The following is a 23,923-nucleotide window of genomic DNA, read 5'->3' as shown; positions in this document are numbered from 1 at the left end:
CAGCTCCCAGGGTCTGAGTGAACGGTCAGTTACCTACCGGTCACCGTAACAGCGCGGGGGTGGCGGCCTCAGCGGGTGTGGCGGCGGGCCGCCCATTCGGTGGCGAAGTCGCGGAAGTGCCGCACCGCCTCCGAGCCGGTCGCGGTCGCCGACCAGATCAATCCGACATCGCGCGAGGCGCCCGCGTCGGCGAGCGGTACCAGGGCCACGCCGGGTGGCAGCGGATCTTCCGCGGGCACCAGCGCGACCCCGAGCCCCGCCGCGACCAGCCCGCGCACGGTCACCAGATCGCTGGATTCGAAGGCGATGCGCGGCCCGATCCCGGCCGCCGCGCACAGCTCGTCGAACACCCGCCGCATGCCGAAACCCGGATGCATGGCAATGAATTCGGCGTCGGCGAGCTCGGCCAGCCGCACCTGCCGTTGGCCGGCCAGCCGATGATCGGCCGGAACCGCCAGCACCACAGGCTGATTCAACAGCGTGCGCCACCCGATCCCGGGTGTGCCGGGCCGCGGCGACACCAGCGCCAGATCCGCCTCGCCCTCGAGCACCTGCCGGGTAATCACCTCGGCCGCACCCTGATACAGCGTGAAATCGACCCGCCCCGCCGCCCGCCGGAACTCGCTGATCAACTGCGGTGCCAGGCTCCCGCCGAAGGAATGCAGGAACGACAGCCGCACCACCCCCTTGGCCGGATTCACCCGATCGGCGACCGCCTGCTCACCCGCCCGCAACTCGGCGCGAGCCCGGCGCGCGTGCTCGTAATAGAGCCGCCCGTAGTCATTGAGCCGAATCCGCTTCCCGTGTCGATCGAACAACGCCACCCCGAGCCGCTGCTCCAACCGGGCCAGCATCCGCGAGAGCGTCGGCTGCGCCAGATGCAGCCGCTCGGCGGCGACGGACACGTTCTCCGTTTCCGCGAGTGTCGTGAACCACTCCAGATCCGCCCCGAGCACACCGCCTCCTCGCTATATGTCTTCATCGCATGAGCAACCCACTAATCATGCATTTCCGTTCTAAGTGGCGGCGCATCACCCTGGACTACGCCCACCCGACCGACCGGAGAGGATCCGATGACCACCCTCCAGGAGGCCGCTGCCCAGGCTCGGGTGAAGTCGCCGCACGAGAAGCGGGTTACGGTCGCGCTGTTCGCGGCCGGGCTGACCACCTTCGCTGCCATGTACAGCACTCAGTCACTGCTGCCGAGTTTGTCGGCGGCGTTCGGGGCGACGCCTGCGCATGCTGCTCTCGCTGTCTCGTTGACCACCGGTTTCCTTGCGCTGGCCATCATCCCGGCGGGGGTGTTGTCGGCTCGGATCGGGCGGACGCGGGTGATGATCGGGTCGGCGGTGCTGGCTTCGGGGCTGGGGCTGTTGCTGCCGCTGGTGCCGAACATGGACGTGCTGTTGGTGATTCGTGCGGTGCAGGGGATGGCGCTCGCGGGGGTGCCCGCGGTGGCGATGGCGTATCTGGCGGAGGAGATCGGGGCGGCCGGGCTGGGGGCGGCCATGGGGGTCTATATCGCGGGGACCACGATCGGTGGGCTGGCGGGTCGGTTGATTCCCTCGATCGCTCTGGGGTTGACGTCGTGGCGGTGGGCCGAACTGGCGGTATCGGTGGCGGCCGCCGTGTGCACGGTGTGGTTCGCGCGGGCGCTGCCGCCCTCGCGTGGATTCACGCCGCGTCCGGCCGGATTCGGCACGCTCGCCGGGGATCTCGCGCGGCAGGTGCGGCGGCGCGATCTGCTGGCGCTGTTCGGGCTGGCGTTTCTGCTGATGGGCAGCTTCGTGTCGGTCTACAACTACCTCGGCTACCGCCTGACGCATCGCCCATTCGAATTGCCCGCGGCCCTGGCCGGTTCGGTGTTCGTGCTCTACCTCGCGGGCACGGTCGCCTCCGCGTACGCGGGGCGGCTCGCGGATCGTCGTGGCCACCATCGGATTCTGGTCGCCGCACTCACCCTGATGGCCCTCGGCGTGCTGCTGACCATCCCCGATCACCTGACCACGGTGCTGCTCGGCATCCTGCTGTTCACCACCGGCTTCTTCGGCGCGCACACCGTGGCCAGCGCCTGGGTGGGCACGCTGGCCGAAAACCGTGGCGCCGCATCGTCTCTCTACATGTTCGCCTACTACCTGGGCAGCGCCGTGATCGGCAGCGCGGCGGGCATCGCCTATGCCGCGGGCGGCTGGATCGGGCTGGTGGCCTGCGTGGGAGTGCTGTTCGTCCCGGCCGCGCTCCTGGTGGCCGGGCTCGCTAGGGCTGGTCGTCGGGCGTCGAGTTCACCGGAGCCGGGTCCGCGGGCGCATCCGTACACGCGGGATCGACACTGTCCTCGGTGATCTCGGTACAGGCCGGGAGCGTGACCGGAGTGTCGGTGTGCACCTTGACGAGCGCCGGCAACGGTTCGGCCGGTCCGGCGACGGCGGGCACCGCGCCGTAGACGAACGCCGCGACCATGCCGCCGAGAATGAGAACCATGGCCCCCGCGGCGAGCGCGGAACGGATGGGGACGGTGACTGCGGCCATGGCGAACTCCTCGATCAAAACCCGGCCACCACACCAGCATTCGAACGCCACGAAGTTGCGAGAAGGAATTCCCCCTGGTTCGCGGTCGCTCGATCGAGTGGCCGTGCGCACATGGTGGCGTGTGGGAACGCCCCAGGTCAAGGCGGCAGGCGGCGGTTATCGCAGTGTTTACGAAGCCTTGACACCCGGACCGTTTCCGTTACCGGCCAGCATGATCGACGAGACGCGCGTCACTGCCCGCCGAGCTTGTCGAGGAAGACCTGATAGCCGTCCAGCAGCCGATCCAGCGCGAAGGTGAAATCGGCTTCCTCCCAGTCCATATCGTCATCGTCGAAGGCGCGATTGCCGATCGCGCTGGTGACGGCGGGGAACCGTTCGGGGTCGAGGACCGCGGTGAGGATGGCGCCGTAGTCGCGGTCCTCCTTGTCGGACTGGATGGTGTCGCGCAGGAATCGGGTGCGGCCGATCACGTATATCGAAAGGTTCACCAGCAGTTGCAGTCTGAGCGCCTCCGGGATGGCCAGGTAGGACAGCGCGGACATGCCGGCCTCGAGCCAGGCCATGTTCTTCGGGCCGAGCGGCGGCGAGGTCATGGGGATGTCGAGCCACCAGTCGTGGGCGCGGATGGCCTGGAATTCGGCCCAGGCCCAGGCTTCCATCGCCCCGCGCCAGTCGTGCTGCGGTAGCTCCGGGCGGATGTCGAAGATGCGGTCGTGCATCAGCTCGACGAGGGTGTCCTTGCTGTCGACGTACCGGTAGAGCGACATGGTGGTGAAGCCGAGTTCCTTGGCCACCCGCGCCATCGATACCGCGGCATAACCCTCGGCGTCCGCGATCGTCATGGCGGTGTCGAGGATCTGCTCCAGGCTCATCCCGCGCTTGGGCCCGCGCGTGCTCGCACTTTCCAGATCCCACATCAGCTTCACCGCTTTGGGCAGGACCCGATCGTCGGGCGTCTTCACTGCGACCTCCTGTCGTCTCCCCGCACCTATCTTGCGTCATCCCGAAAACTGTGTAGCCTATAAACAGAGTGTACGGCATAAACAGTTTTCGAATGGAGTTGCCATGACGGCATCCGACACCGGCTCGGCGATCGAGGTCACCGGGCTCACCAAATCCTTCGGCGACAAGCCGGTCTTGCGCGGCATCGACGCCGTCGTGCCCGCCGGAACCGTCTTCTCCCTGCTCGGCCCGAACGGCGCGGGCAAGACCACGATGGTCCGCATCCTCACCACGCTGAACCGTCCCGACGGGGGAGTGGTGCAGGTGGGCGGTCACGATCCGCTGCGGGAACCGGACGCGGTGCGGGCGCTCATCGGCGTCACCGGGCAGTTCGCCGCGGTCGACGAGGTGCTCACCGGCGTGGAGAACCTGCGGCTGATGGGGCGGCTGCTGCACCTCGGCTCACGCGAAACAGCCAGGCGCACAACCCGATTGCTGGAGCAGTTCGAACTCGTGGAGGCCGCGGGTAAGCGGGCGGGCACCTACTCCGGCGGCATGCGCCGCCGCCTCGACATCGCCATGAGCCTGATGGGGCAGCCGAGCATCGTCTTCCTGGACGAGCCCACCACCGGGCTGGATCCGCGCAGTCGCCGGGAGCTGTGGCGGGTGATCCGGGGCTTGGTCGCCGACGGCGTCACCATCTTCCTGACCACCCAATATCTGGAAGAGGCCGATCAATTGGCCGATCGCATCGCGGTGCTCGACGACGGTCGCATCGTCGCGGAGGGCAGCGCGGAGGAACTCAAGCGGTTGGTGCCCGGCGGCCACATCCGCCTCGGCTTCGCCGACGAGCACGGCCTGGCCGCCGCCGCGCGGGCGGTGCCGATGGGGGAGGTGGACGCCGAACAGCTTGCGCTGCAGGTGCCTTCGGACGGCAGCGTCGACGATCTGCGCAAGCTGCTCGACCATTTCGACGATCACGCCGTGAGCATCGACCAATTGTCCATTCACACACCGGATCTCGACGATGTCTTCTTCGCCCTGACCGGTGCAGCCAAGAAAGAGGCCGTGCGATGAGCACTCTCGCCTATGCCGCCCAGGATTCCGCCGCCATGGTGGGCCGCAATCTGCGCCGCACGCTGCGCAGCCCGGACACCATGCTGATGACCTTCGCCATCCCGGTGACCATCCTGCTCATGTTCGTCTACGTCTTCGGCGGCGCGATGAACGTGGGCGGCTCCTACATCGACTACGTGGTGCCGGGAATCCTGTTGCTGTGCGCGGGTTTCGGGTCCGGCAGCACCGCGGTTGCGGTGGCGAGCGATATGCACACCGGCATTGTGGATCGCTTCCGGGCCATGGCCGTCTCGCGGACCGCGGTGCTCACCGGGCATGTGTTCGAGAGTGTGCTGCGCAATCTGATCACCACCGGGCTGGTGATCGTGGTCGCGGTGGCCATCGGCTTCCGCCCGACCGCCGATCCGCTGCGCTGGCTCGGGGTGGCGGGCCTGCTCGCCTGCTATGTGCTGGCCCTGTCGTGGCTGGCCGCGGCGCTGGGTCTGCTGGTCGCGAACCCCGAGGCGGCCAACGGTTTCATGTTCATCTTCATGTTCCTGCCGTACGTCAGCAGCGCTTTCGTCCCGGTCCACACGCTGCCGAGCTGGATGCGCGGCTTCGCCGAGCATCAGCCGGTCACCTCGGTCACCGAGACCATGCGTGGCCTGCTCATGGACACCTCGGTGGGGGATTCCGCACCGACGGCCCTGGCCTGGTGTGCGGGGCTGGCCCTGGTCGGATACCTGGGCGCGGGCATCCTGTTCAGCCGCCGGTCGAACGCCTGAGATATCTATACGCCGATATGCGCATTAAGGCATAAATGTCGCGCATGTCTGAATACCCGCCCGCGGGGTTCGTTCCAGCGAACCTCGCGGGCGGAGCTCGTTCAGCTCGCCGGGACGGTGGTCAAACCCGGTGGCCGCCAGGTGCCGTCGACGGCCTCCGGCTTCGGGGCATAGAGCCGCAAGGTGAGGGAGAACTCGCCGGCGGCGGGGATCGGCAGCCAATTACCCTTGGGCACAGCCGGTCCCGGATCATCGTGCTGGATGGCAAGCTCCACCGAGCCGTCGGCTCCGGGCACCACGGGGATGGCATGCCCGACCGTGTAGATGTCGGCGTCGTTCTCGACCAGATAGCTGTCGGCGGTGTACGCGGTGAGCGACCAGAAGGCGTCGGCGGGTGGCAGGTGGTCGGCGGGGAACTTCAGCCGGAACCGGCGCGGGATGCCGTGGTCGTCGGCGGTGTCGACGATGCTGGGGTACAACGCGTCTCGCGTCAGATTCGCGCCCAGCCCGAAATGAGCCACATTGGCCCGCAGCGTGTAGTCGGTGCCGTACGTGCCCAGATTGGTGGCGTACTTCCAGCCGTTGCTGTCCTTGCTCTCGGGATTCTTGTAGGTGACCATCCGGTGTTGGGCGTCGGTGACCGCCGCGGCGAGCAGGTCGGCGGGCTGCGCGTTCACCTGTCCGCCGGGCGTGATACCCAGGGCGGCAATGCGTTTCATCATCGGTGCGTCGGCGGGTGCGGGCGGATTGGTGGTCAGTGCCGCGCAGAGCCGGTTGAAGAAGGTGGTGGCGTCCATGGCCGCCACCTGATCGGGGGCCGGATCGCCCTGGGGGCGCGGCAGACTGCCGGAGGGGGCGGGCTTTCCCGCGGTCCAGGCGCTGAGCGGCATCAGCTTCAGCCCCTGCTGCAGCGTGTGCACGGCGGGTAGGTCATCCTCGCCGTTGACCTGGATGCGGCCGAGGAGCCAGGCGTTCGAGGTCGGCATGGGCAGGCGGGTGAGATTGTCCGGCAAGGGGCCGGAGAAGCCGGGCCCGGTGATCACGTAGGTGTAGGGCGGACCCGAATGCCCCTCGGCCAGTTGTGGATTCACGCTGCTCGGGTCCTGGACGGTATTGGACCAGGCGTCCATGAGCTGCATGAGCCAGTACCGGCCGCTCGGCATGGCAGGTACCTGCAAGACCAATGGCTCGGGTCCGAGGTCGAGCCATGCGCTGGAGTAGAGGGTGTCCAGATTGGTGCGCACCATCGAGCGGTCGCTGCTGGTGGGTAGGTTCTGGGCGTGCTGGAAGCGATTCGTCCCGCCCGCGGCGGCGCGGGTGACGTCCATCAGGACCAGCGGGTAGCCGAAGAGGTAGGCGTCGGCGGCAATGGCCTTGGGGTCGTCGGCATTCGGGCTCGTCGCGGAGCTGCCCGACGATCCGCTCGTCGTCGAGCAGCCGGGCAATCCCGCCGTGGCCACCGCCGCCAGGCTCAGCCCGAACAGCGTCCTGCGATTGATTCGTCGGTCGAATCCGTTGTCGCGCACACGCATACCCTTCGCCACAGTGACCAGGGAAAAGCGGGAAGTTCGTGGTGCCGGCACACCGATTGCGGGTCCAGTTGATTGCGGGCAATTATGCCGCACGGTATGTCTCGAACCCGGGATTGCGCGGGGATCGGCCATCTTAGGTCGAGGCGCGCAACGCTTCACGAAGCAATGAGATGAATGTTGGGTTTCGCACACTCTCTAACAAGCAAACGCTTGGGTTGATAACGTCGATGCTGCAGGAGGACGGTGACGGGCATCTGTCGCAACGCAGCGACGTCCGTACGCTGAGCAGGACCGCGCATGCGCGGCCGTCGGAGCTATCAATGGGGATGTGACCCGGGGGCAATTCAATTCGGCTCGACGGTGATTCGAAATGTTGTGGGAATCTCGAAGCGTCGTGAGATGTCGTTGCGTGCCGCCCGTCCCCGGCAAAGCAATCGACAGGAATGGCTCATGACCGAAACCGAGAACACGGTAATCCCCGACCCGAACCACCCGCTGCTGCCGCTGGCCCGGGCCTACACCGACTACTTCACCCCGACCGTGACCGGGCTGGAGAATCTGCCCGCGTCCGGACCGGCGCTGGTCATCGGCAATCACTCTTCGATCTACTGGGCGCCGGAGGTGTGGATCACCTTCATGGCCATGCTGGATCGCCGCCCGGGTGAGCCCAGCTACGGCGTCGCGCACGACATCCTTTTGCGCGCACCGTTTCTCGGCGACAGCCTGCGCGGCTTCGGCGTCATCGCGGCCTCGAAGGAGTCGGCGGCCAAGGGGCTCAAGGACGGTGGCGCGGTAATGGTCTACCCGGGCGGTGACTGGGAGGCGTGCCGCCCGTGGACCGACCGCGGCAAAATCGACTTCGCCGACCGCAAGGGTTTCATCCGGCTGGCCCTCGAAGCGGGTGTGCCGGTCATCCCGGCGGTCGCCAACGGCGGCCACGACTCCATCTTCGTGCTCAGCCGAGGCGAGCGCACCGCGCGCCTGCTGCAGCTGGACAAACTGGTGCGGGCCAAGGTGTTTCCGTACACCCTGGGCCTGCCCTTCGGCGTCGCGCCGATCCTGCCGCAGATTCCGCTGCCCGCCTCGGTGACGGTCAGCTTCCTGCCCGCGCTGGACTGGTCCACCCAGCCCGGCGACGCCGAGGACGGCGATCTCGTCGACGGGTACTACACGCAGACCGTGGATGTCATGCAGACCGAGCTGGACCGGCTGCGCGCCGAGACGCCCAACCCGGTGGCGGCGGGCATCAAGAAGCATGTGGCCGCGCTGCCCGGACCGTTGAAGGGTCTGGCCGATCTGCTCTAGGGCGCAGCGGGTTTCGAGCACCGAGCAATAGACCGATGCCGGGCGTGGTTGGGGGACCGCGCCCGGCATCGTTGTGTGACGGTGCGGGCATCTTCTGCTCGATGCTGAGAGTTAACGCTTTACCCGCGGCGAGGGCGCGTATTACACTTCTCTCAGTTCAGCTTCCATTTCTGCTCATTGGCTGAGGGCTAACGGGATTGGGTCCGCGTGATCCGGCGCGGCGATGAAACGCATTGGCGTCTATCCATTTCGATCACACACATTTCGCACTTTTGCGTGCCCCCGATCCACCGTCCCGCCGCGAACGCCCGATCGGAGGACACCCCCATGAGTACCCCCACGATCGCCGTGTCATCGCTGGACCGCACCGCCATGCGCGTGCGCGTCGAGGCCGCGCTGTACGAATTCCTCGGGGAGAAGGCCGAATCCGCGGCCGCGGCCGGACTGCCGGGCGAGGTGGTCGACGCGGTGCGGTCGTTCCTGTTCGCGGGCGGCAAGCGGATCCGGCCGCTGTTCTGCGTGCTCGGCTGGCATGCGGGCGGCGGGGTCGACCTGCCGGATTCGGTGGTGCGGGTGGCCGCGGCGGTGGAGTTGTTCCACGCCGCCATCCTCATTCACGACGACATCATCGACGACAGCGACACCCGCCGCGATCAGCCCACCGTGCACCGCTCGGTGGCCGACCGCCGCGGGTCCCGCGACCACGGCACCGCCCGCGATCACAGCACCGCGGCGCGCTTCGGCACCCACGCCGCCTTGCTGATCGGCGATTTCGGGCTGGTGTGGTCGCAGGAACTGCTGCACACCGCGGGTCTGCCACCCGACCGGATGGCCGCTGCCGCAACGGTTCTCGACGCCATGCGCACCGAGGTCAACTACGGCCAATACCTGGATCTGCTCACCACCGGGCGCCCCACCCGCGACCTCGAGCAAGCCTTGGAGATCATCCGTTACAAGACCGCCGCCTACACCGTGGTGCGGCCGCTGCAACTGGGCGCGGCCCTGGCGGGCGCGGGACCCGAAGTGTCCCGGGCACTCTCGGACTACGGCACCCCGCTCGGCGAGGCCTTCCAACTCCAGGACGACCTCCTCGGCGTCTTCGGCGACCCCGCCCGCACCGGCAAATCCATCGTCGACGACCTCCGCTCCGGCAAACACACCGTCCTGCTCGCCCTGGCCCTGCACTACGCCGACCCTGAACAACGCGCTCAACTCGAAGCCCTGATCGGCAACCCCCGCCTGGATTCCCACGGTGCCGCCACCTGCCGCCGCATCCTCGCCACCACCGCCCGCCCCAAGGTGGAACGCATGATCCGCGACCGCTGGCTCCTGGTCCAGCGCACCCTGGCCCGCGCCCCCTTCCCGCCCCCCGCCGTCTCCGGCCTCCGCAGCATCGCCGACTCGGTGATCGCCCGCACCGCCTGACCCGGTCGCCGACGCGGCGACCGATGCGAACGCCTGTCCGCTGCCGGGTCACGCCCCGAGGGTGGCCCGGCGCTGCGGCCGCGTTCGGTGGTGGGGTTGTGGTTAACTCGCGGCAAGCGGTGGGTGGACGGGTGCCCGGTTTCGATGTCGGGAGCCGGAACGCCTGCGCGTTCCTGGACGTTGCGTCAGGGAGCCGAGAGGGTGGAAGACATGGTGCGCCTTGTTTATTCGGTAGGGCCCGCGATCGGGGCGGTGGGGGCGTTGGCGGTGGCGCTGGTGGTGCCGCCGTTGCTGTCGTCGGCGGTACCGACCCGGGAGACGGACGTGGCGGCGGGGACGAGTATCACGCTGAACGCCACCGGGATCGGGGCCGTGCACGGGGGGACGGATCCGGCCAACTCGGTGGTGTTCCGGGTGCCCGAGCAGATGCGGCGGATCGCGACCGGGGATGAATCCATCGCGGTGTTGAAGGTCGGTGACGAGCGGATGTCGGTGTCGGTGTCCGACGGCATCACCGACTTCGGTACCGCCGCACCGCGACTGCTGCTGCCGCTGCGCGCGGCCGGGGTCACCGTGCGATTCGACGGCGGTGCGGTGGACGCGGGCGACTTCCAGGGGCTCACCTGCGTGCTGCCCGACAGCACCGGCGGGGTGTGCGCGGTCGCCAGTAGCGGGGACGTGGCGGTCACCGTGACGGTCACCGGGTCCACCCGCGAGGCCGGGATCCAGCTGATCACCGACGTGCTCACCTCGGCGAAGGCGGTCGAGGCATGACCTGGTTCCAACCGCGCTCGCTGCTGTTCTGGGTGTACTGCCTGGCCGTCGTGGTCGGGCCGCTGCTGTTCGTGCTGCAGGCGGCCGGGCAGGTGTGGTTCGCGGGCGCGCCCGCCCTGGCCGCATTGCCGATCACCGCGGCCACGCTGCTGGTGATCGGGCGAATCCTGTTCGCGCTGGACCCCTTCCGGGCCCGCCGCCACCTGGTGGCCCCGATGGTCATGGGCGCGATCTGGGGCGCCACAGTGTGGACCGGGCTGGCCATGTGGGCCAACGACCACCTCAGCCGGACCATCACCAATCTGTTCGGCGACCGCTTCGCCATCAGCTGGAGCGCGGCCATCACCGCGCCCATCGACGAGGAGTACATCAAGGCCACCGGAATCGCGGTGGTGGCCATCCTGTTCCGGGCCCGGCTGACCCGGCCCATGCACGGACTGCTGCTGGGCGCGGCGGTCGGGCTGGGTGCGCAGATCGCCGAGGACTGCCTCTACAGCACCCAGACCGCGCTGACCTCGCCGCAGGATCCGGTGGTCGACGTGCTGCTGGTGGCGGTGCTGCGACTGGTCACCGCGCTGACGTCGCACTGGGCCATGTCGGCGCTGGCCGGGGTCGGCATCGTCCTGCTGCTCATCCGTACCGACCGGTCGTGGGGTTGGCGGATCGGGGTTTTCGGGCTGTTCTACGCGCTGGCGTTCACCATGCACTTCCTCTTCGACGCGCCACGCCCGCCCGGCCCGGCCCTGCTGTCGACCTATCTGCCGATCCTCATCGATCTGGTCATCTTCGCCCTCGCGTACGCCTGGGTGCTGCAGACCGAGCGGCGCTGGTTCCGTGAGCTCATCGCGCGACCGGCCGCCCGCAGCGTGGGCAGCGAGGCCGGGCTGGCACCGCTGCTCACCTATCACCGCCGCCGCAAGGCCCGAGCCGCGCTACGGCATTCGACCGGATGGCCGCGGCAACAGGCCAAACGGTACGAGCGGACACTGCTGGACCGGGTCACCGATCTCGATCTGGTTGCACCACAGCAAACTCCGATTCCCGATGGTTTCGGCCCGGGACCGGGTGCGGTTCCCGGCGGGGTGCACGTCCACAATCCTTGGTAGCGCGATTTCTGCGTGCCGGTGACCAGCACCGAGTGAACTGGACGCTAGCGTAGGTCGCTATGAGCGAGGGTCAGACGCCGTCCACCGAGTCCGCGGACGAGCGTGCCGGTGAGCTGTTGCGGGAGCGACGGCAAGCTCTGTGCAACTATCTCGACGCCAGCGCCGATATCGCGGGCACCCGCATCCGCGCCAATCTCGGTGGCTGGCACCGCTGGCTGCAACTGCTGCCCGGCTCCCCGGTCTCGCGCGCCACCGGCCGTCGCGACGCCCTGATCCGCGCGCTGGCGGTGCACGGCGTCGGCGCGGACGATCACCGTTGGGGTGCGCTCTCCGGCGCGTACGTCCGCAGCCTCGGCACCGCCCTCTGCCTCGAGGACACCCTCACCGAGCTGATCGAGCGCCACGAGCCGACCGCCCCGCACTGGACGCGCCAGGCGCAGACGCTGCGCACGGCCGCCGAGACGGCGCGCCCGCTGGCCGCCGTGGGGGATCGGGTCGTGGTCGCCGACCTCACCGAGGAACTCCTGGACCTCACCCGCACGGCCCCGGACGAGGCCGCGCGCCAACGGCTTTCCGATCATCTGCCGGGGGTGCTGCGGCCGGTTCCGTTCGATATCGCCGCCCTGCATCGCAGTGACCAGCTCGTCGAGGTGGTCTTCGACATCTACGCCGACACCGTGAAACTCGACAACATCACCGTGCATCCGGAGCTGCGCGGCACCGGCCTGGGTACCGCGGTGCTGCAGCAGCTGTGCCGGGCCGCCGACGCCCATCACCTCTACATCGTCGGGCAGCTCGTACCGACCTTCCGCGACGATGATTCGGCGGTGCCGCGCCTGGCCACCTGGTGCCGTCGACACGGCTTCGCGGTCAATGAGCGCCTCGGCGGCCGCATCTCGCGCACCCCGGTCAGCGTCCGCGACTCGGCCCACGCCGAAGCCCGGCCGGAATGAACGCAGCCCGCCCGGAATGAGCAGCTAGCCTGAAATGACAAGAGCGCCGCATCTCCGAAAGGAGATGCGGCGCTCTGATTCACCGTGTCAGGCGGGAACGTTCATGCCCGCGGCCAGCATCGGCCACGAGTTGTGCAGAGCGTTCTCCCAGTACGGCCAGTAGTGCGTGCCCACCGGGTCGAACTGGTAGGTGGCCGGGATATTGATCGAGTCGAGCTTGTTCTTGAGGTTGTGGGTGCAGCTGTCCACACCGCCCTCGATCACCATGCCCAGCGCCAGGTTGATGTCGCCCTGCGGGCCCGGCGCGGAACTGGTGTAGTACTGCACGTCCTTCATCATCGGGATGCCGCTGCCGCTGGAGATGAAAAGGTTGGTGCCGCGCAGCTTCTCGGCATTGATGACCGGGTCGTTGGCGGTCCACAGCGGGCTGTCGTCGGGACCGTACATGTTCTCGGTCTTACCGCCCGCCCAGGTCTCCACGGCGAACTTGAGGAACTGCTTGCCCATCGGGTCGGCGATCTGCGCGCAACCGCTGTAGGCGGCCACCGACTTCCACAGCCCGGGGGCGGCCTCGGCCAGCTGCAGCACCGAGGTGCCGGAGGTGGACAGACCGGTCAGCGCGTTGAGACCGGTGGAGCCCAGCGCGGCGTCGAGCAGCGGCGGCAGTTCCTGGGTGAAGAACGTCGTCCACTTGTTGCGCCCGAGCTGCGGGTCGTCCTTGATCCAGTCGGTGTAGTAGCTGCCGCGGCCGCCGATCGGTTGGATCACGTTGACCTGCTTGTCGGCCAGGAAGCCGAGGGCATTGGTCTGCGCGGTCCAGCTGGCGGAGCCGAGGCCACCGTCGAGCCCGTTGAGCATCCACAGGTTGGGCGCGGGCTGCGACTCGTCGACCGGCCGCTGCACGTCGATCGGAATGTCCTGGCCCATGGCGGCGGAGTAGACCTTCAGATGCCAGGCCTTGCCGTCCTTGGTGATCGAGCTGATCGCCGAAGGCTTGGCGGCGTCCGGGTCGGCAGAGCCGGTGCCCGTGGCCAGCGCCACCGACAGGGCCGCGGAGAGCGCGACGGCGGCGGTCCGCAGCGCGGTCCTGTTACGTAGTGCTGAGAGCTTCATCAGAGTTGGTGGTTCCAGTCCCTCGGGCCACGCTCGGCCACAGTAGCTAGTGGATGGTGGTCGGATTCCGGACGAACCGGCCTCCCCGACACGTACTGTCTCATGTTTGATCAAAACTGTTACCGGAAAGATCGTTCGAGCGGTAGCCCGAAAATGCCGGGCACGCCTGTCGCGACGGCGTCGGTGCAGCGTGGGACCATCGTCAAGTGACCAGTAGGCCCGCCGAGGAACAGCGTCTGAGCGATCTCGCGCGGCTGCGGCGCGTGCGCGATCGCATCGACCGGGAGTACGCGCAGCCGTTGGATGTCGAGGCGCTCGCCCGCGACGCGCACATGTCGGCCGGGCATCTGAGCCGCCAGTTCAAGGCCGCCTACGGGGAATCGGTGTACGCGTATCTGATGACGCGGCGCATCGAGCGGGCCATGGCGTTGCTGCGCATGGGTGAAATGAGCGTCACCGACGTCTGTTTCGCGGTGGGTGCGTCCTCGTTGGGTACCTTCAGCACCCGTTTCGCCGAACTGGTCGGGGTGCCGCCGAGCGTCTACAAGCAGCAGATGGCCGATGCGCCCGAGGGCCTGCCGTCGTGCGTGGAGAAACAGGTGACCAGACCGATCAGGAATCGAGAAGCCCCGGCAAGCTCTCCGCAATTAGCCTGATCAGCATGGATATCACCATCAACGCGAGCTTTCTGCCGCATACCGACGCCGATGCCGCCCTGGCCTTCTATCGCGACGCGCTCGGCTTCGAACTTCGCAAGGATGTGGGTTACAACGGGCTGCGCTGGCTGACGGTCGGTCCGCCCGATCAGCCGGGGACCTCCATCGTGCTGCATCCGCCGGCCGTCGACCCGGGCATCACCGAGGACGAGCGCAAGCTCATCACCGAGATGATGGCCAAGGGCACCTACGGCGGAATCCTGTTGGCCACCAAAGACGCCGACGCCGCCTTCGAATCGCTGCAGGGCCTCGACGCCGTCGAGATCGTGCAGGAACCCACCGACCAGCCCTACGGCGTGCGCGACTTCGCCGTGCGCGACCCCGCGGGCAACCTCGTCCGCATCCAGCAGGTCGCCTGACCTGCGCTCCGAGCCGCCCCGACCGGAACGCCCGACACAGATGGAGACCCGCATGGCCACGAGCAAGTCCACCCCGAAAGCACCGACCGCCGACAGTCACGACCTGATCCGGGTGGTCGGTGCGCGGGTGAACAACCTCAAGGACATTTCGGTCGAGCTGCCCAAGCGGCGGCTCACCGTGTTCACGGGCGTGTCCGGTTCGGGGAAGAGCTCGCTGGTGTTCGACACCATCGCAGCGGAATCGCAGCGGCTGATCAACGAGACTTACAGCACCTTCGTACAGGGGTTCATGCCGAATCTGGCGCGGCCGGAGGTCGATGTGCTGGAGGGGCTGACCACGGCGATCAGCGTGGATCAGCAGCGCATGGGCGGGGATCCGCGGTCCACGGTCGGCACCGCCACCGACGCCAACGCCATGCTGCGGATTCTGTTCAGCCGGTTGGGCAGCCCGCATGTCGGTTCGCCGCAGGCGTTCTCGTTCAATGTGGCCTCCATCAGCGGGGCGGGCGCGGTCACCGTGGAGAAGAACGGGCAGCAGGTCAAGGAGCGGCGCAGCTTCTCGATCACCGGCGGCATGTGCCCGCGCTGTGAGGGGCGCGGTGCGGTCAACGACATCGATCTGACCCAGCTCTACGACGACAGCAAGTCGCTGCGGGAGGGGCCGTTCACCATTCCCGGGTACAGCATGGACGGGTGGTACGGGCGGATCTTCATCGGCAGCGGGTTCTTCGATCCGGACAAGCCGATCAAGAAGTACAACAAGCGCGAGCTGGCGGACCTGCTGCACAAGGAACCCACCAAGATCAAGGTCGAGGGCATCAACCTGACCTATGAGGGGTTGATCCCCAAGATCCGGAAGTCGTTCCTGTCCAAGGACGTCGACTCGCTGCAGCCGCATGTGCGGGCGTTCGTGGAGCGCGCGGTGACCTTCCAGATCTGCCCGGAATGCCACGGCACCCGGCTCTCGGAGCTGGCGCGGTCCTCGAAGATCAAGAAGATCAGCATCGCCGATGCGTGTGCCATGCAGATCAGCGATCTGGCCGACTGGGTGCGCGGGCTGAAGGACAAATCCGTTGCGCCGCTGCTGGAGTCGCTGCAAGGGGTGCTGGATTCGTTCGTGGAGATCGGGCTGGGGTATCTGAGCCTGGATCGGTCGTCGAGCACGCTGTCGGGCGGAGAGGCCCAGCGCGTCAAGATGATCCGGCATCTCGGGTCGGCGCTCACCGATGTCACCTACGTGTTCGACGAGCCGACCGTGGGGCTGCACCCGCACGACATCCAGCGCATGAACGATCTGCTGCTGCAGTTGCGCGACAAGGGCAATACGGTGCTGGTGGTCGAGCACAAGCCGGAGACCATCGCGATCGCCGATCACATCGTCGACATCGGGCCCGGGGCGGGATCCGGCGGCGGCACCGTGTGCTTCCAGGGCACGGTCGAGGGGCTGCGGGGCAGCGGGACCATTACCGGGCGGCACTTCGACGACCGGGCCGCGCTCAAGGATTCGGTGCGCAAGGCCAAGGGCGCGTTGCAGATTCGCGGGGCCACGGCCAACAACCTGCAGAAGGTGGACGTCGATATTCCGCTGGGGGTGCTGGTGGTCATCACCGGTGTCGCGGGGTCGGGCAAGAGTTCGCTGGTGCACGGGTCGATTCCGGCGGGGGAGGGTGTGATCTCGGTCGATCAGGGCTCGATTCGCGGTTCGCGGCGCAGCAATCCGGCCACCTATACGGGGCTGCTGGATCCGATTCGTAAGGCGTTCGCCAAGGCCAATGGCGTGAAACCTGCTCTGTTCAGCGCGAATTCGGAGGGTGCCTGCCCGGCGTGCAATGGCGCTGGCGTGATCTACTCGGATCTGGCGATCATGGCCGGGGTCGCGACCGTGTGTGAGGAATGCGAGGGCAAGCGGTTCCAGGCGGCGGTGCTCGAGTACAAGCTCGGCGGCCGGGATATCAGCGAGGTGCTGGCCATGCCGGTCGACGACGCGCTGGGGTACTTCGACACCGGCGAGTCGAAAATCCCTGCGGCGCACAAGATTGTGCAGCATCTCTCGGAGGTCGGGCTGGGGTATCTGAGCCTGGGGCAGCCGTTGACCACGCTGTCCGGCGGTGAGCGGCAGCGGCTGAAGCTGGCCACCCATATGGGGGAGAAGGGCGGCGTCTACGTTTTGGACGAGCCGACCACGGGTTTGCATCTGGCGGATGTGGAGAATTTGCTCGGATTGCTGGACCGGCTGGTGGATTCCGGCAAATCAGTCATTGTCATCGAGCATCATCAGGCCGTGATGGCGCATGCGGACTGGATCGTCGATCTCGGTCCGGGGGCCGGTCACGACGGCGGCCGGATCGTCTTCGAGGGCACGCCCGCCGATCTGGTGCAGGCGCGGTCCACGTTGACCGGTGAGCACCTGTCCGCATACATCGGACAAAACGGTAAAAACAACCGATAATCTGCCTAAATAGCCTATAGCTATTAATTGGGTCGGAGCGTACTCTGGGCCGCTGTATGTCCAAGCCCGTACATGCTCAGGATTGGGGTCTGCCGTGCCTCCGACTCTCGGATTCAACTGGGGCAGTTCGTTCTTCGGTCCGCTATCCGGGCCACCGCTCGGCACGGTACTGATGGGCGACGACGGCACCATCCTGGTCACCGTCCGCCGTCAGAACTGGGCGGTGGCCTGGATCAGTGCCGTATTGATCCTGCTGGGCGTGATCGGCCTCGCGGTGCTGGTGAGTCACGCGAAGTTCCACGATCCGGCCCCGAAGGCGCCCGCACCCGCCTCCACCTGCCAGCCCTTCTGCTCCGCCGCGCCTTAGCCTTTCGCGACCCGTGACGTTCTCGGTTACCTGCTGACGTGATCGGTCCTGGGCCCGACCTGTCGCTGATGACAGGATGGGCGAGGTTCGAAAACCGCAGAGAGAAAAGGGAACCGACTGATGTCGCAGGGTACTCGGGACCTCGAAGGCAAAGTGGCGCTGATCATCGGCGGCACGCGCAATCAGGGTGCGGAATTCGCGCGCACCATCGCCGCGCGCGGCGCGGTCACCATCGTCACCTATCAGGGCGACGAGCAGGCGGCCAAGCAGACGCTGGCGTCACTCGAGCAGCTCGGCGCGACCGCCGAGGCCCAGCGCTCCGACGCCGCCGTGGCCGCCGAGGTCGACGCGCTGTTCGCGGATGTCGTTGCGCGCCACGGCAAGCTGGACATTGTTGTGCACGTGCCGGGTCGGGTCATCAAGAAGCCCATCGCCGACACCACCGATGACGACTTCGATCAGCTGATCGTGCGCAACACCCGCACCGCGTTCAATACGCTGCGCGCGGCCGCGCGTTACCTCGCCGACAACGGGCGGTACGTGGTGCTGTCCACGACGCTCACCTCGATCATGACCGGCACCTACGGGCTGTACTCGGGGTCGAAGGCGGCCGTCGAGCGCATGGTGGTCGCGGCGGCCAAGGAGCTGGGCGCGCGCGGGATCACCGTCAACGCGGTGGCTCCCGGGCCGGTCGACGACGACTTCTTCCGGGGTGCCGAGACGTCGGAATCCATTGCGGCGGCGGCATTGCACAATCCGCACGGGCGGCTCGGGCTGCCGTCGGACACCGCGCCCGTGGTCGGCTGGCTGGTCAGTGATGAGGCGGGCTGGGTGTCGGGGCAGACGATTCGCGCCAACGGCGCGATGTTCTGATCGTGTCCTCGGACCTGACATCGCCTCCGGTCGCGGCCGAACGCACTCGGCTGCACTGGGTGACCTCGGTCTGCTGGTTGCTGACGCTGGTGTATTTCCCGGTCTCGCTCGCGGTGGCGCATGCGTGGCCGGAGGGATACAGCCTGTCGGACAACTACATCAGTGATCTGGGGATCACTCGCTGTGGTGACTACGCCGATCGTGACGGGTTATCGCGGTCGGTGTGCTCACCGGATCACCTGGCGCAGAACGTGATGTTCGTGCTGACCGGGGTGCTCATGTGCGTCGGTGCGCTGGGGTGGGCACGGTGGTGGCGGGGCCGGGCATTCCGGATCGGCTGTGTGCTGCTGGCGCTCGCCGGTCTCGGAATCGCGGGAATCGGGTTGGCGCCCTGGGATATTCGGGGGCCGGCGCACGACACCATCGCGGTGGTGCAGTGGCTGGTGCAGCTCCTCGGGATGGCTCTGATCACGCGGGAGGTCGCGCGCCGACACCCCGCGCTGGCCGTCGGCACCGTTGTTGCCGTGGCGCTTTCGGTGGTCGGTAGTGTATTTCTGTTCGCCAAAGGCCATTTCGGCCTTGGTGCGGGGGTGTCGGAGCGGATCGCCTTCGACAGCCTCACCCTCTGGGGTGGGCAGGTCGGATTCGTGCTGCTCAGTTCGTCTCGCGGTGGGCGCGGCGATAGGCGCTCGGGGACTGGCCGGTCCAGCCGTCGAAAGCGCGACTGAGCGCGCGGGCATCGCTGTAACCGGTGCGCAGCGCGATGGTCTGCACGGTCAGGCTGGTATTGCGCAGCAAATGGGTGACCTGGTCGCGGCGCACCGCGGCCAGCTCCGCGCTCCAGGAGGTACCGGCCTCCGACAGGCGGCGTTGCAGGGTGCGGTCGCCGATCTCGAGCCGGGTGGCGAGGGCGGCGACCGGCACGGCGTGCCCGCGGGCCGCCTCCAGACGCAGGGTGGCGCGGAAGGTTTCGAGCCAGCCGCGGATCGGGCGGGCCTCGTCGATGGCGCGTTGTGCGGACACCTGCACGATCCGGCGGAGGTAGGGATCGTGCGGGCGGGGATCGGCGTGACGTACGGGGAGCCGGTAGTGGATCTTGTCGGCACGCTGCCCGAAGTGCACCTCGTCGGTGCCGAGGGCGGCGGCCAGCACGCGGTGGTCGCGGGGCGCGGGATGCGCGAAATCGACTCGGACCGGCGCGGCTTGGTCTCCGAAGGCGGCACGGGCGCGGGTGGTCAGCAGAATCATCGCGAATTCGCTGACGACACCGCCGATCTCGCCGTAGCCGCTGCCGTGGTGGGTGACCGTCAGCATCGAGCCTTGCTCGTGCACCTGGAGCCGCACTCGGGGATCGCACGGCCCGGCCGCGAAACGCGCAGCATCGCGGAGCCCCTCCGGCAGTGTCGGGGCATGGGCGAGCAGATAGTCCCAGGCGCCCAGCCGGCCCGGCTCGGCCACCTCGGCCGCCCGCACCCCGATCTGGTCGCCGTGCACGTGATGCATCAGCAGCCACAGCCGGTACTGGTTGGCCGAGGGCACCCGAACCAGGTCGTCGTGCAGCAGGTGCGGATCCATCGTTCCGGCCCGCGCCGCCTTGGCCGCGTCGATGCCGCACGCCACCGCGGTATCCAGCACCACGCGGGCGATCTGCGACGAAACCGTATTGGCCAGTGCGGGGTTCGGGGTGTCCACGTGCTCGTCCTTCCGAATTGCCGAAATGCTTGTCCCGTCATCGAACTGTAGAACCGCTGTCGACCGCCGTGATGCCCCCACTTCCGTGGCCGGGAATATCGGTGGCCGCCGGCGGTTGATGGTGACTGCCGATGTGAAGGGAGCGATTGTGGTGAACGGTTTTTCGGCCGACGGCCTGGCGAAGGTGAGCGAAGTCCTCGAGGGCTACGTCGAGCGCGGCGAAGTGGCCGGCGCGGTAGCCATGATCTACCGCCACGGTGAGCTCGCCCAGGTGGACGCCGTCGGCTGGCGCGACCGCGCCGCCGACCTCCCCATGCAGCGCGACACCCTCTTCCGCATCGCCTCCATGACCAAACCCATTACCGCGGTAGCCGCGTTGACCCTGGTCCAGGACGGCCTCATCGACCTGCACGACCCCATCGACCCGTGGCTCCCCGAACTGGCGAACCGCACCGTCCTGCGCGACCCCGAAGGCCCCCTCGACGACGTAGTCCCCGCCGACCGCCCCATCACCCTCGAAGACCTCCTCACCTACCGCTTCGGCCTGGGCTGGGGCACCTCCAGCCTCGCCCCCCAATTGTTCGCCCTCACAGCCGATCCCATCGCCAGCGCCATCGGCGTCCCCAACGCCGAAAAACTCTCCCCCGACGAGTGGCTGAGCAAGCTCGGCGAACTCCCCCTGATCGCCCAGCCCGGCACCCTCTGGCGCTACCACACCGCCTCCGACGTCCTCGGCATCCTCCTCACCCGCATCACCGGCCAACCCCTGGAAACCGTTCTCCGCGAACGCGTTCTCAACCCCCTGGGCATGGTGGACACCAGTTTCGCAGTGCCCGAAGCGAAGCGAGCCCGCCTCAGCGTCCTCTACGGCCCCGACTCCACCGAACTGGACCGGCCCGCCACCACCGCCTGGTCCACCAACCCCCTCTTCCCCTCCGCCGGCGCAGGCCTAGTCTCCACCGTTGACGACTACTCCCGCTTCGCCCACATGCTCCTCAACGGCGGCGAACTCAACGGCGTCCGCATCCTGTCCCCCGACCTGTTCGCAGCCCTGAGCCGCGACCACCTCACCCCAGAACAGCACGCGAACCCCCCGTTCAACCCTCCACTGGGCCAAGCCATCTGGACAGACCAAGGCTTCGGCTACGGCGTCAAACTCCAAACAGAACCCAACGGCGGCGTCCCCTCGGTAGGCACCCTCTCCTGGCCCGGCGGCCTAGGCACCGACTGGTACGCCGACCCCGAAAAAGCCCTGGTAACCCTCCTCTTCGTCCAATCAGCCAACATAATCATCGCCGCCGAATGGCGCAGCCCCCTAGGCGCCGACTTCCTAACCACCGTCTACACCGCCCTGGAGGACTGATCTTGGTGGGGGGCTAGTAGAGGGTGCCCATGGCGGTGCGGACTTCGGACAGGGTGCGGTCTGCGAATTCGTTGGCGCGGTGGTTGCCTTCGCGGAGGATCGTGCTCGCGAAGTCTGGGTCGGCGGCTAGTTCGGTGCGGCGGGCTCGGTGGGTGGCGAAGTAGTCGTTTACCGCTTCGGTGGCGAGTTTTTTGAGGGCGCCGCTGCCGGCGTCGCCGATTTTGTCTGCGAGGGTTTGTTCGTCGCTGCCCAGGCAGAGGGCGGCGGTGGTGAGCAGGGCCGAGACGCCGGGGCGGGATTCGGGGTCGAAGGTGATGGTGCGGGTGGAGTCGGTGGGGGTGCGGCGGATCACGGCGGCGGTTTCGTCGGCGGTCATGGAGAGGGAGATGGCGTTGCCGTAGCTCTTGGACATTTTGCGGCCGTCCAGGCCGGGGATGTCGGGGGTAGAGGTGAGTAGGGCTTGGGGCTCGGGGAAGACGTGGCCGTAGCGTTCGTTGAAGCGGCGGGCTATTACTCGGGTTAGTTCCAGGTGGGGGAGTTGGTCTTTGCCTACCGGGACCAGGTTGCCTTTGCAGAAGAGGATGTCGGCGGCCTGGTGGACGGGGTAGGTGAGCATCAGGCCGCTCAAGGCTCGGCCGGAGGCTGCCAGTTCGGCTTTGACCGTGGGGTTGCGGTGGAGTTCGGCCTCGGTGACCAGGCTTAGGAACGGGAGCATGAGTTGGTTGAGGGCGGGGACCGCGGAGTGGGTGAAGATCGTCGCTTGGGTCATGTCGATGCCGGCGGCGGCGTAGTCGAGGACGGCGCTGTGGACGTTGTCGCGGACGGCGCCGAGGCTGTCGCGGTCGGTGATGACCTGGTAGTCGGCGAGGATGACCCAGAGGTCGACGCCGAGATTCTGGAGGCGGACGCGCTCGCGGATGGTGGCGAAGTAGTGGCCCAGATGCAGTCTGCCGGTGGGGCGTTCGCCGGTGAGGACGCGGAAGCGGTCGGGGTGGGCGGCTACCTCGGCGGCCAGTTCGTCACTGCGGTCGCGGGTGGCGGCGAAGGAATCCGAAGGGGTGGTCACCGTACAACTCCTGAAGTTTCATCGAGGACTGCACGCGCTGCCGGGTCCGGTCAGGAGAACGGGCTGCGTACAGCCCGTGGTCATGGTTGATCGGGCTGCTAGAGCAGCCGACGCCAAGCCTGACGGGTGGAATTCATCTGTCCACCTTAACAAGACGGGTCAGGCTCGGCCCAGGGCATATGTCACCAGCGTGGCGCGACAGTCACGGATGCGCGGACACCACCCGCGGCATGGGCGCGACCGAACCCGGGCAGGGCGCGGGGCACAGATGCCCGGCCATCGCGGTGTGCGGCGAACGATGCCGCAGCGACCCGATCATGGCGACCGCTTCGAGGGCGATCACGATGAACCCGTACCCGTAGGTGGTGGCGGCCAAGCCGAATCGCAGCACGCACAGCCCAGCGATCACCGCCGGAACACTCAGCGACAGATACGACACCACGTAGATGGCTGTCACCACCTCCGCGCGCGCCTCGGCGGGCGCCAGCCCGGTGAGCATGCGCAGCGCCCCCGAGAACGACGGCCCGAACCCGATCCCGGCCACGATGCTGGCGGCGAAGAACAGCCACACCGAATGCGTCGCCGCGGCCAACAACGCGACCGAGACACCACTCATGAGCAGAATCGGCCCGCGCAGCAACGCCTGATCGATGGTCCAGTCCCGGGCGAGCAGTGCGGTCACCGCCGACGTGCCCTGCAGCGCAACGACTACCAGCCCGCCCGCCAGCGGCGTGGACACGTGGAACTGCACCCGCATCAGCGCCCCGCCGAGCGCGAGGTAGAGCCCACCCAACGCCCAGGTGGCCGTGATCGACGGCACCAGGCTCACGAAGGCCGCCCGAACCGATTGCGGCACCGACACTCTGGGCTTCAGCGACGCCATTCCCTGCCCGTCGGGCCGCACCGTCTCCGGAATCAGCAGCACGCCGACCACGATGATGGTGAACGCCGCCGCCAGCAGCCAATACACCAGCCGAGTCGGCGCGGGCGCGTAGGCGACCAGCAGCCCGGAGCTGATCGCGCCCACCGCAAGCCCGCCGCCCGCCGCCACATTCGTCATCAGCGCCCCCAGCCGGGATTCGGCGGGCTGCAGGTCGATCAGGGTCGCGGTGATCGCGCCCGTAGCCAGGCCGGTGGCGATACCCTGCACGATGCGGGCGGTGAAAAGCCAGGTCACCGACTGCGCTTCGGCGAAGGCCAGCGTTCCGGCCAACTCCACCAGCACCGCCGCGACCAGCACCGGCCGCCGCCCGATGTGGTCCGACAGCGACCCGGCGAACAGCAAGGTCACCAGCAGCGCAATGGCATTGGCGGCATACACCCCGGTCGACACCAGCGACGAGTAATGCCACATCTGCTGATACACCGGATACATCGGCGACGGCGCCGCCGACGCGAACAGCAACAACCCCAGCGCGACCGCCAGCAGCCAGAAGGCCGCCGCATTCGAGATCCGGTAACGCGCAGGGGTTTCGACGCGTAGTGCGTCGTCGGGGAGGTTGGGCATGGTTCCTCGGG

23 protein-coding genes are annotated in these 23,923 nt (G+C 67.7%); 15 read left to right on the top strand and 8 right to left on the bottom strand.

Translation table 11 applies throughout. From position 1 onward, the window contains the following. Positions 1-68: 68 nt before the first annotated feature. A complete protein-coding gene (locus ACYVN4_RS22935) occupies positions 69-956 on the bottom strand; it encodes a LysR family transcriptional regulator (RefSeq protein WP_460724012.1) in 888 nt (295 codons plus the stop codon). 117 nt (positions 957-1,073) lie between these two features. Between ACYVN4_RS22935 and ACYVN4_RS22930 the strand changes: the two genes are divergently transcribed. Beyond that, on the top strand, positions 1,074-2,342 hold the full coding sequence (locus ACYVN4_RS22930) for an MFS transporter (protein ID WP_460724011.1): 1,269 nt from the start codon (positions 1,074-1,076) through the stop codon (positions 2,340-2,342). On the opposite strand, the gene ACYVN4_RS22925 is transcribed toward ACYVN4_RS22930, so the two are convergent. Together ACYVN4_RS22925 and ACYVN4_RS22920 are read right to left on the bottom strand one after the other, a co-directional pair. Further along, positions 2,257-2,529, bottom strand: a complete 273-nt coding sequence (locus ACYVN4_RS22925) for a hypothetical protein (RefSeq protein ID WP_460724010.1) — start codon at positions 2,527-2,529, stop codon at positions 2,257-2,259. The genes ACYVN4_RS22930 and ACYVN4_RS22925 overlap by 86 nt on opposite strands. 230 nt (positions 2,530-2,759) lie before the next feature. Further along, positions 2,760-3,491: a TetR/AcrR family transcriptional regulator gene (locus ACYVN4_RS22920; protein WP_460724009.1), complete on the bottom strand. Its 732-nt coding sequence runs from the start codon at positions 3,489-3,491 to the stop codon at positions 2,760-2,762. Positions 3,492-3,594: 103 nt separating this feature from the next. On the opposite strand from ACYVN4_RS22920, the gene ACYVN4_RS22915 reads away from it, so the two are divergent. Further along, positions 3,595-4,548 carry an ATP-binding cassette domain-containing protein gene (locus tag ACYVN4_RS22915; protein WP_460724008.1) on the top strand — a complete coding sequence of 318 codons (954 nt, stop codon included), beginning with the start codon at positions 3,595-3,597 and terminating at the stop codon, positions 4,546-4,548. Further along, positions 4,545-5,312: an ABC transporter permease gene (locus tag ACYVN4_RS22910; RefSeq protein WP_460724007.1), complete on the top strand. Its 768-nt coding sequence runs from the start codon at positions 4,545-4,547 to the stop codon at positions 5,310-5,312. The genes ACYVN4_RS22915 and ACYVN4_RS22910 overlap by 4 nt, the downstream gene beginning before the upstream one ends. 101 nt (positions 5,313-5,413) lie before the next feature. Here ACYVN4_RS22910 and ACYVN4_RS22905 read toward each other — a convergent pair whose 3' ends face one another. Next, a complete protein-coding gene (locus tag ACYVN4_RS22905; RefSeq protein ID WP_460724006.1) occupies positions 5,414-6,838 on the bottom strand; it encodes a DUF1254 domain-containing protein in 1,425 nt (474 codons plus the stop codon). Positions 6,839-7,294: 456 nt separating this feature from the next. Between ACYVN4_RS22905 and ACYVN4_RS22900 the strand changes: the two genes are divergently transcribed. From ACYVN4_RS22900 to ACYVN4_RS22880, 5 genes are all read left to right on the top strand, one after another. Further along, positions 7,295-8,149, top strand: a complete 855-nt coding sequence (locus tag ACYVN4_RS22900; protein ID WP_460724005.1) for a lysophospholipid acyltransferase family protein — start codon at positions 7,295-7,297, stop codon at positions 8,147-8,149. A 327-nt stretch (positions 8,150-8,476) separates the two neighbouring features. Then, entirely contained in the window at positions 8,477-9,574 is a 1,098-nt protein-coding gene (locus tag ACYVN4_RS22895) for a polyprenyl synthetase family protein (RefSeq protein WP_460724004.1), read from the top strand. Positions 9,575-9,784: 210 nt separating this feature from the next. Then, positions 9,785-10,348 carry a hypothetical protein gene (locus ACYVN4_RS22890; protein WP_460724003.1) on the top strand — a complete coding sequence of 188 codons (564 nt, stop codon included), beginning with the start codon at positions 9,785-9,787 and terminating at the stop codon, positions 10,346-10,348. After that, positions 10,345-11,454 (top strand): PrsW family intramembrane metalloprotease, encoded by a 1,110-nt coding sequence (locus ACYVN4_RS22885; RefSeq protein WP_460724002.1) that lies wholly within the window; start codon positions 10,345-10,347, stop codon positions 11,452-11,454. Before ACYVN4_RS22890 ends, ACYVN4_RS22885 begins: the two co-directional genes overlap by 4 nt. Positions 11,455-11,513: 59 nt before the next feature. Continuing rightward, a complete protein-coding gene (locus tag ACYVN4_RS22880) occupies positions 11,514-12,407 on the top strand; it encodes a GNAT family N-acetyltransferase (RefSeq protein WP_460724001.1) in 894 nt (297 codons plus the stop codon). 87 nt (positions 12,408-12,494) lie between these two features. Here ACYVN4_RS22880 and ACYVN4_RS22875 read toward each other — a convergent pair whose 3' ends face one another. Then, positions 12,495-13,520, bottom strand: a complete 1,026-nt coding sequence (locus ACYVN4_RS22875) for an alpha/beta hydrolase (protein ID WP_460724000.1) — start codon at positions 13,518-13,520, stop codon at positions 12,495-12,497. Between the two features lie 206 nt (positions 13,521-13,726). Between ACYVN4_RS22875 and ACYVN4_RS22870 the strand changes: the two genes are divergently transcribed. The 6 genes from ACYVN4_RS22870 to ACYVN4_RS22845 all read left to right on the top strand — a co-directional run bounded on the left by ACYVN4_RS22870 (position 13,727) and on the right by ACYVN4_RS22845 (position 19,012). After that, entirely contained in the window at positions 13,727-14,176 is a 450-nt protein-coding gene (locus ACYVN4_RS22870) for a helix-turn-helix transcriptional regulator (protein ID WP_460723999.1), read from the top strand. A gap of 5 nt (positions 14,177-14,181) precedes the next feature. Next, a complete protein-coding gene (locus tag ACYVN4_RS22865) occupies positions 14,182-14,595 on the top strand; it encodes a VOC family protein (RefSeq protein WP_460723998.1) in 414 nt (137 codons plus the stop codon). A 52-nt stretch (positions 14,596-14,647) separates the two neighbouring features. Further along, entirely contained in the window at positions 14,648-17,044 is a 2,397-nt protein-coding gene (locus ACYVN4_RS22860) for an ATP-binding cassette domain-containing protein (RefSeq protein WP_460723997.1), read from the top strand. A 94-nt stretch (positions 17,045-17,138) separates the two neighbouring features. After that, on the top strand, positions 17,139-17,411 hold the full coding sequence (locus tag ACYVN4_RS22855) for a hypothetical protein (RefSeq protein ID WP_460723996.1): 273 nt from the start codon (positions 17,139-17,141) through the stop codon (positions 17,409-17,411). Positions 17,412-17,531: 120 nt separating this feature from the next. Then, the gene (locus tag ACYVN4_RS22850) at positions 17,532-18,284 is read left to right on the top strand and encodes an SDR family oxidoreductase (protein WP_460723995.1); all 753 of its coding nucleotides are present in this window, start codon (positions 17,532-17,534) and stop codon (positions 18,282-18,284) included. Between the two features lie 2 nt (positions 18,285-18,286). Next, complete coding sequence (locus ACYVN4_RS22845; protein ID WP_460723994.1) at positions 18,287-19,012, top strand: DUF998 domain-containing protein; 726 nt, start codon at positions 18,287-18,289, stop codon at positions 19,010-19,012. Here ACYVN4_RS22845 and ACYVN4_RS22840 read toward each other — a convergent pair. Further along, entirely contained in the window at positions 18,939-19,976 is a 1,038-nt protein-coding gene (locus tag ACYVN4_RS22840; RefSeq protein WP_460723993.1) for a helix-turn-helix domain-containing protein, read from the bottom strand. The two genes, ACYVN4_RS22845 and ACYVN4_RS22840, sit on opposite strands and share 74 nt — an antisense overlap. Before the next feature lie 151 nt (positions 19,977-20,127). On the opposite strand from ACYVN4_RS22840, the gene ACYVN4_RS22835 reads away from it, so the two are divergent. Further along, positions 20,128-21,339: a serine hydrolase domain-containing protein gene (locus tag ACYVN4_RS22835; RefSeq protein ID WP_460723992.1), complete on the top strand. Its 1,212-nt coding sequence runs from the start codon at positions 20,128-20,130 to the stop codon at positions 21,337-21,339. Between the two features lie 13 nt (positions 21,340-21,352). Here ACYVN4_RS22835 and trpS read toward each other — a convergent pair whose 3' ends face one another. Together trpS and ACYVN4_RS22825 are read right to left on the bottom strand one after the other, a co-directional pair. Next, a complete protein-coding gene (trpS, locus tag ACYVN4_RS22830; protein WP_460723991.1) occupies positions 21,353-22,405 on the bottom strand; it encodes a tryptophan--tRNA ligase in 1,053 nt (350 codons plus the stop codon). A 202-nt stretch (positions 22,406-22,607) separates the two neighbouring features. Continuing rightward, complete coding sequence (locus tag ACYVN4_RS22825) at positions 22,608-23,912, bottom strand: MFS transporter (RefSeq protein WP_460723990.1); 1,305 nt, start codon at positions 23,910-23,912, stop codon at positions 22,608-22,610. Positions 23,913-23,923: the final 11 nt, after the last annotated feature.

The sequence above is a fragment of the Nocardia heshunensis genome (assembly GCF_054782115.1).
The sequence above is the reverse complement of the archived record's forward strand: the minus strand, read 5'-3'. Positions and strand labels throughout refer to the sequence as shown.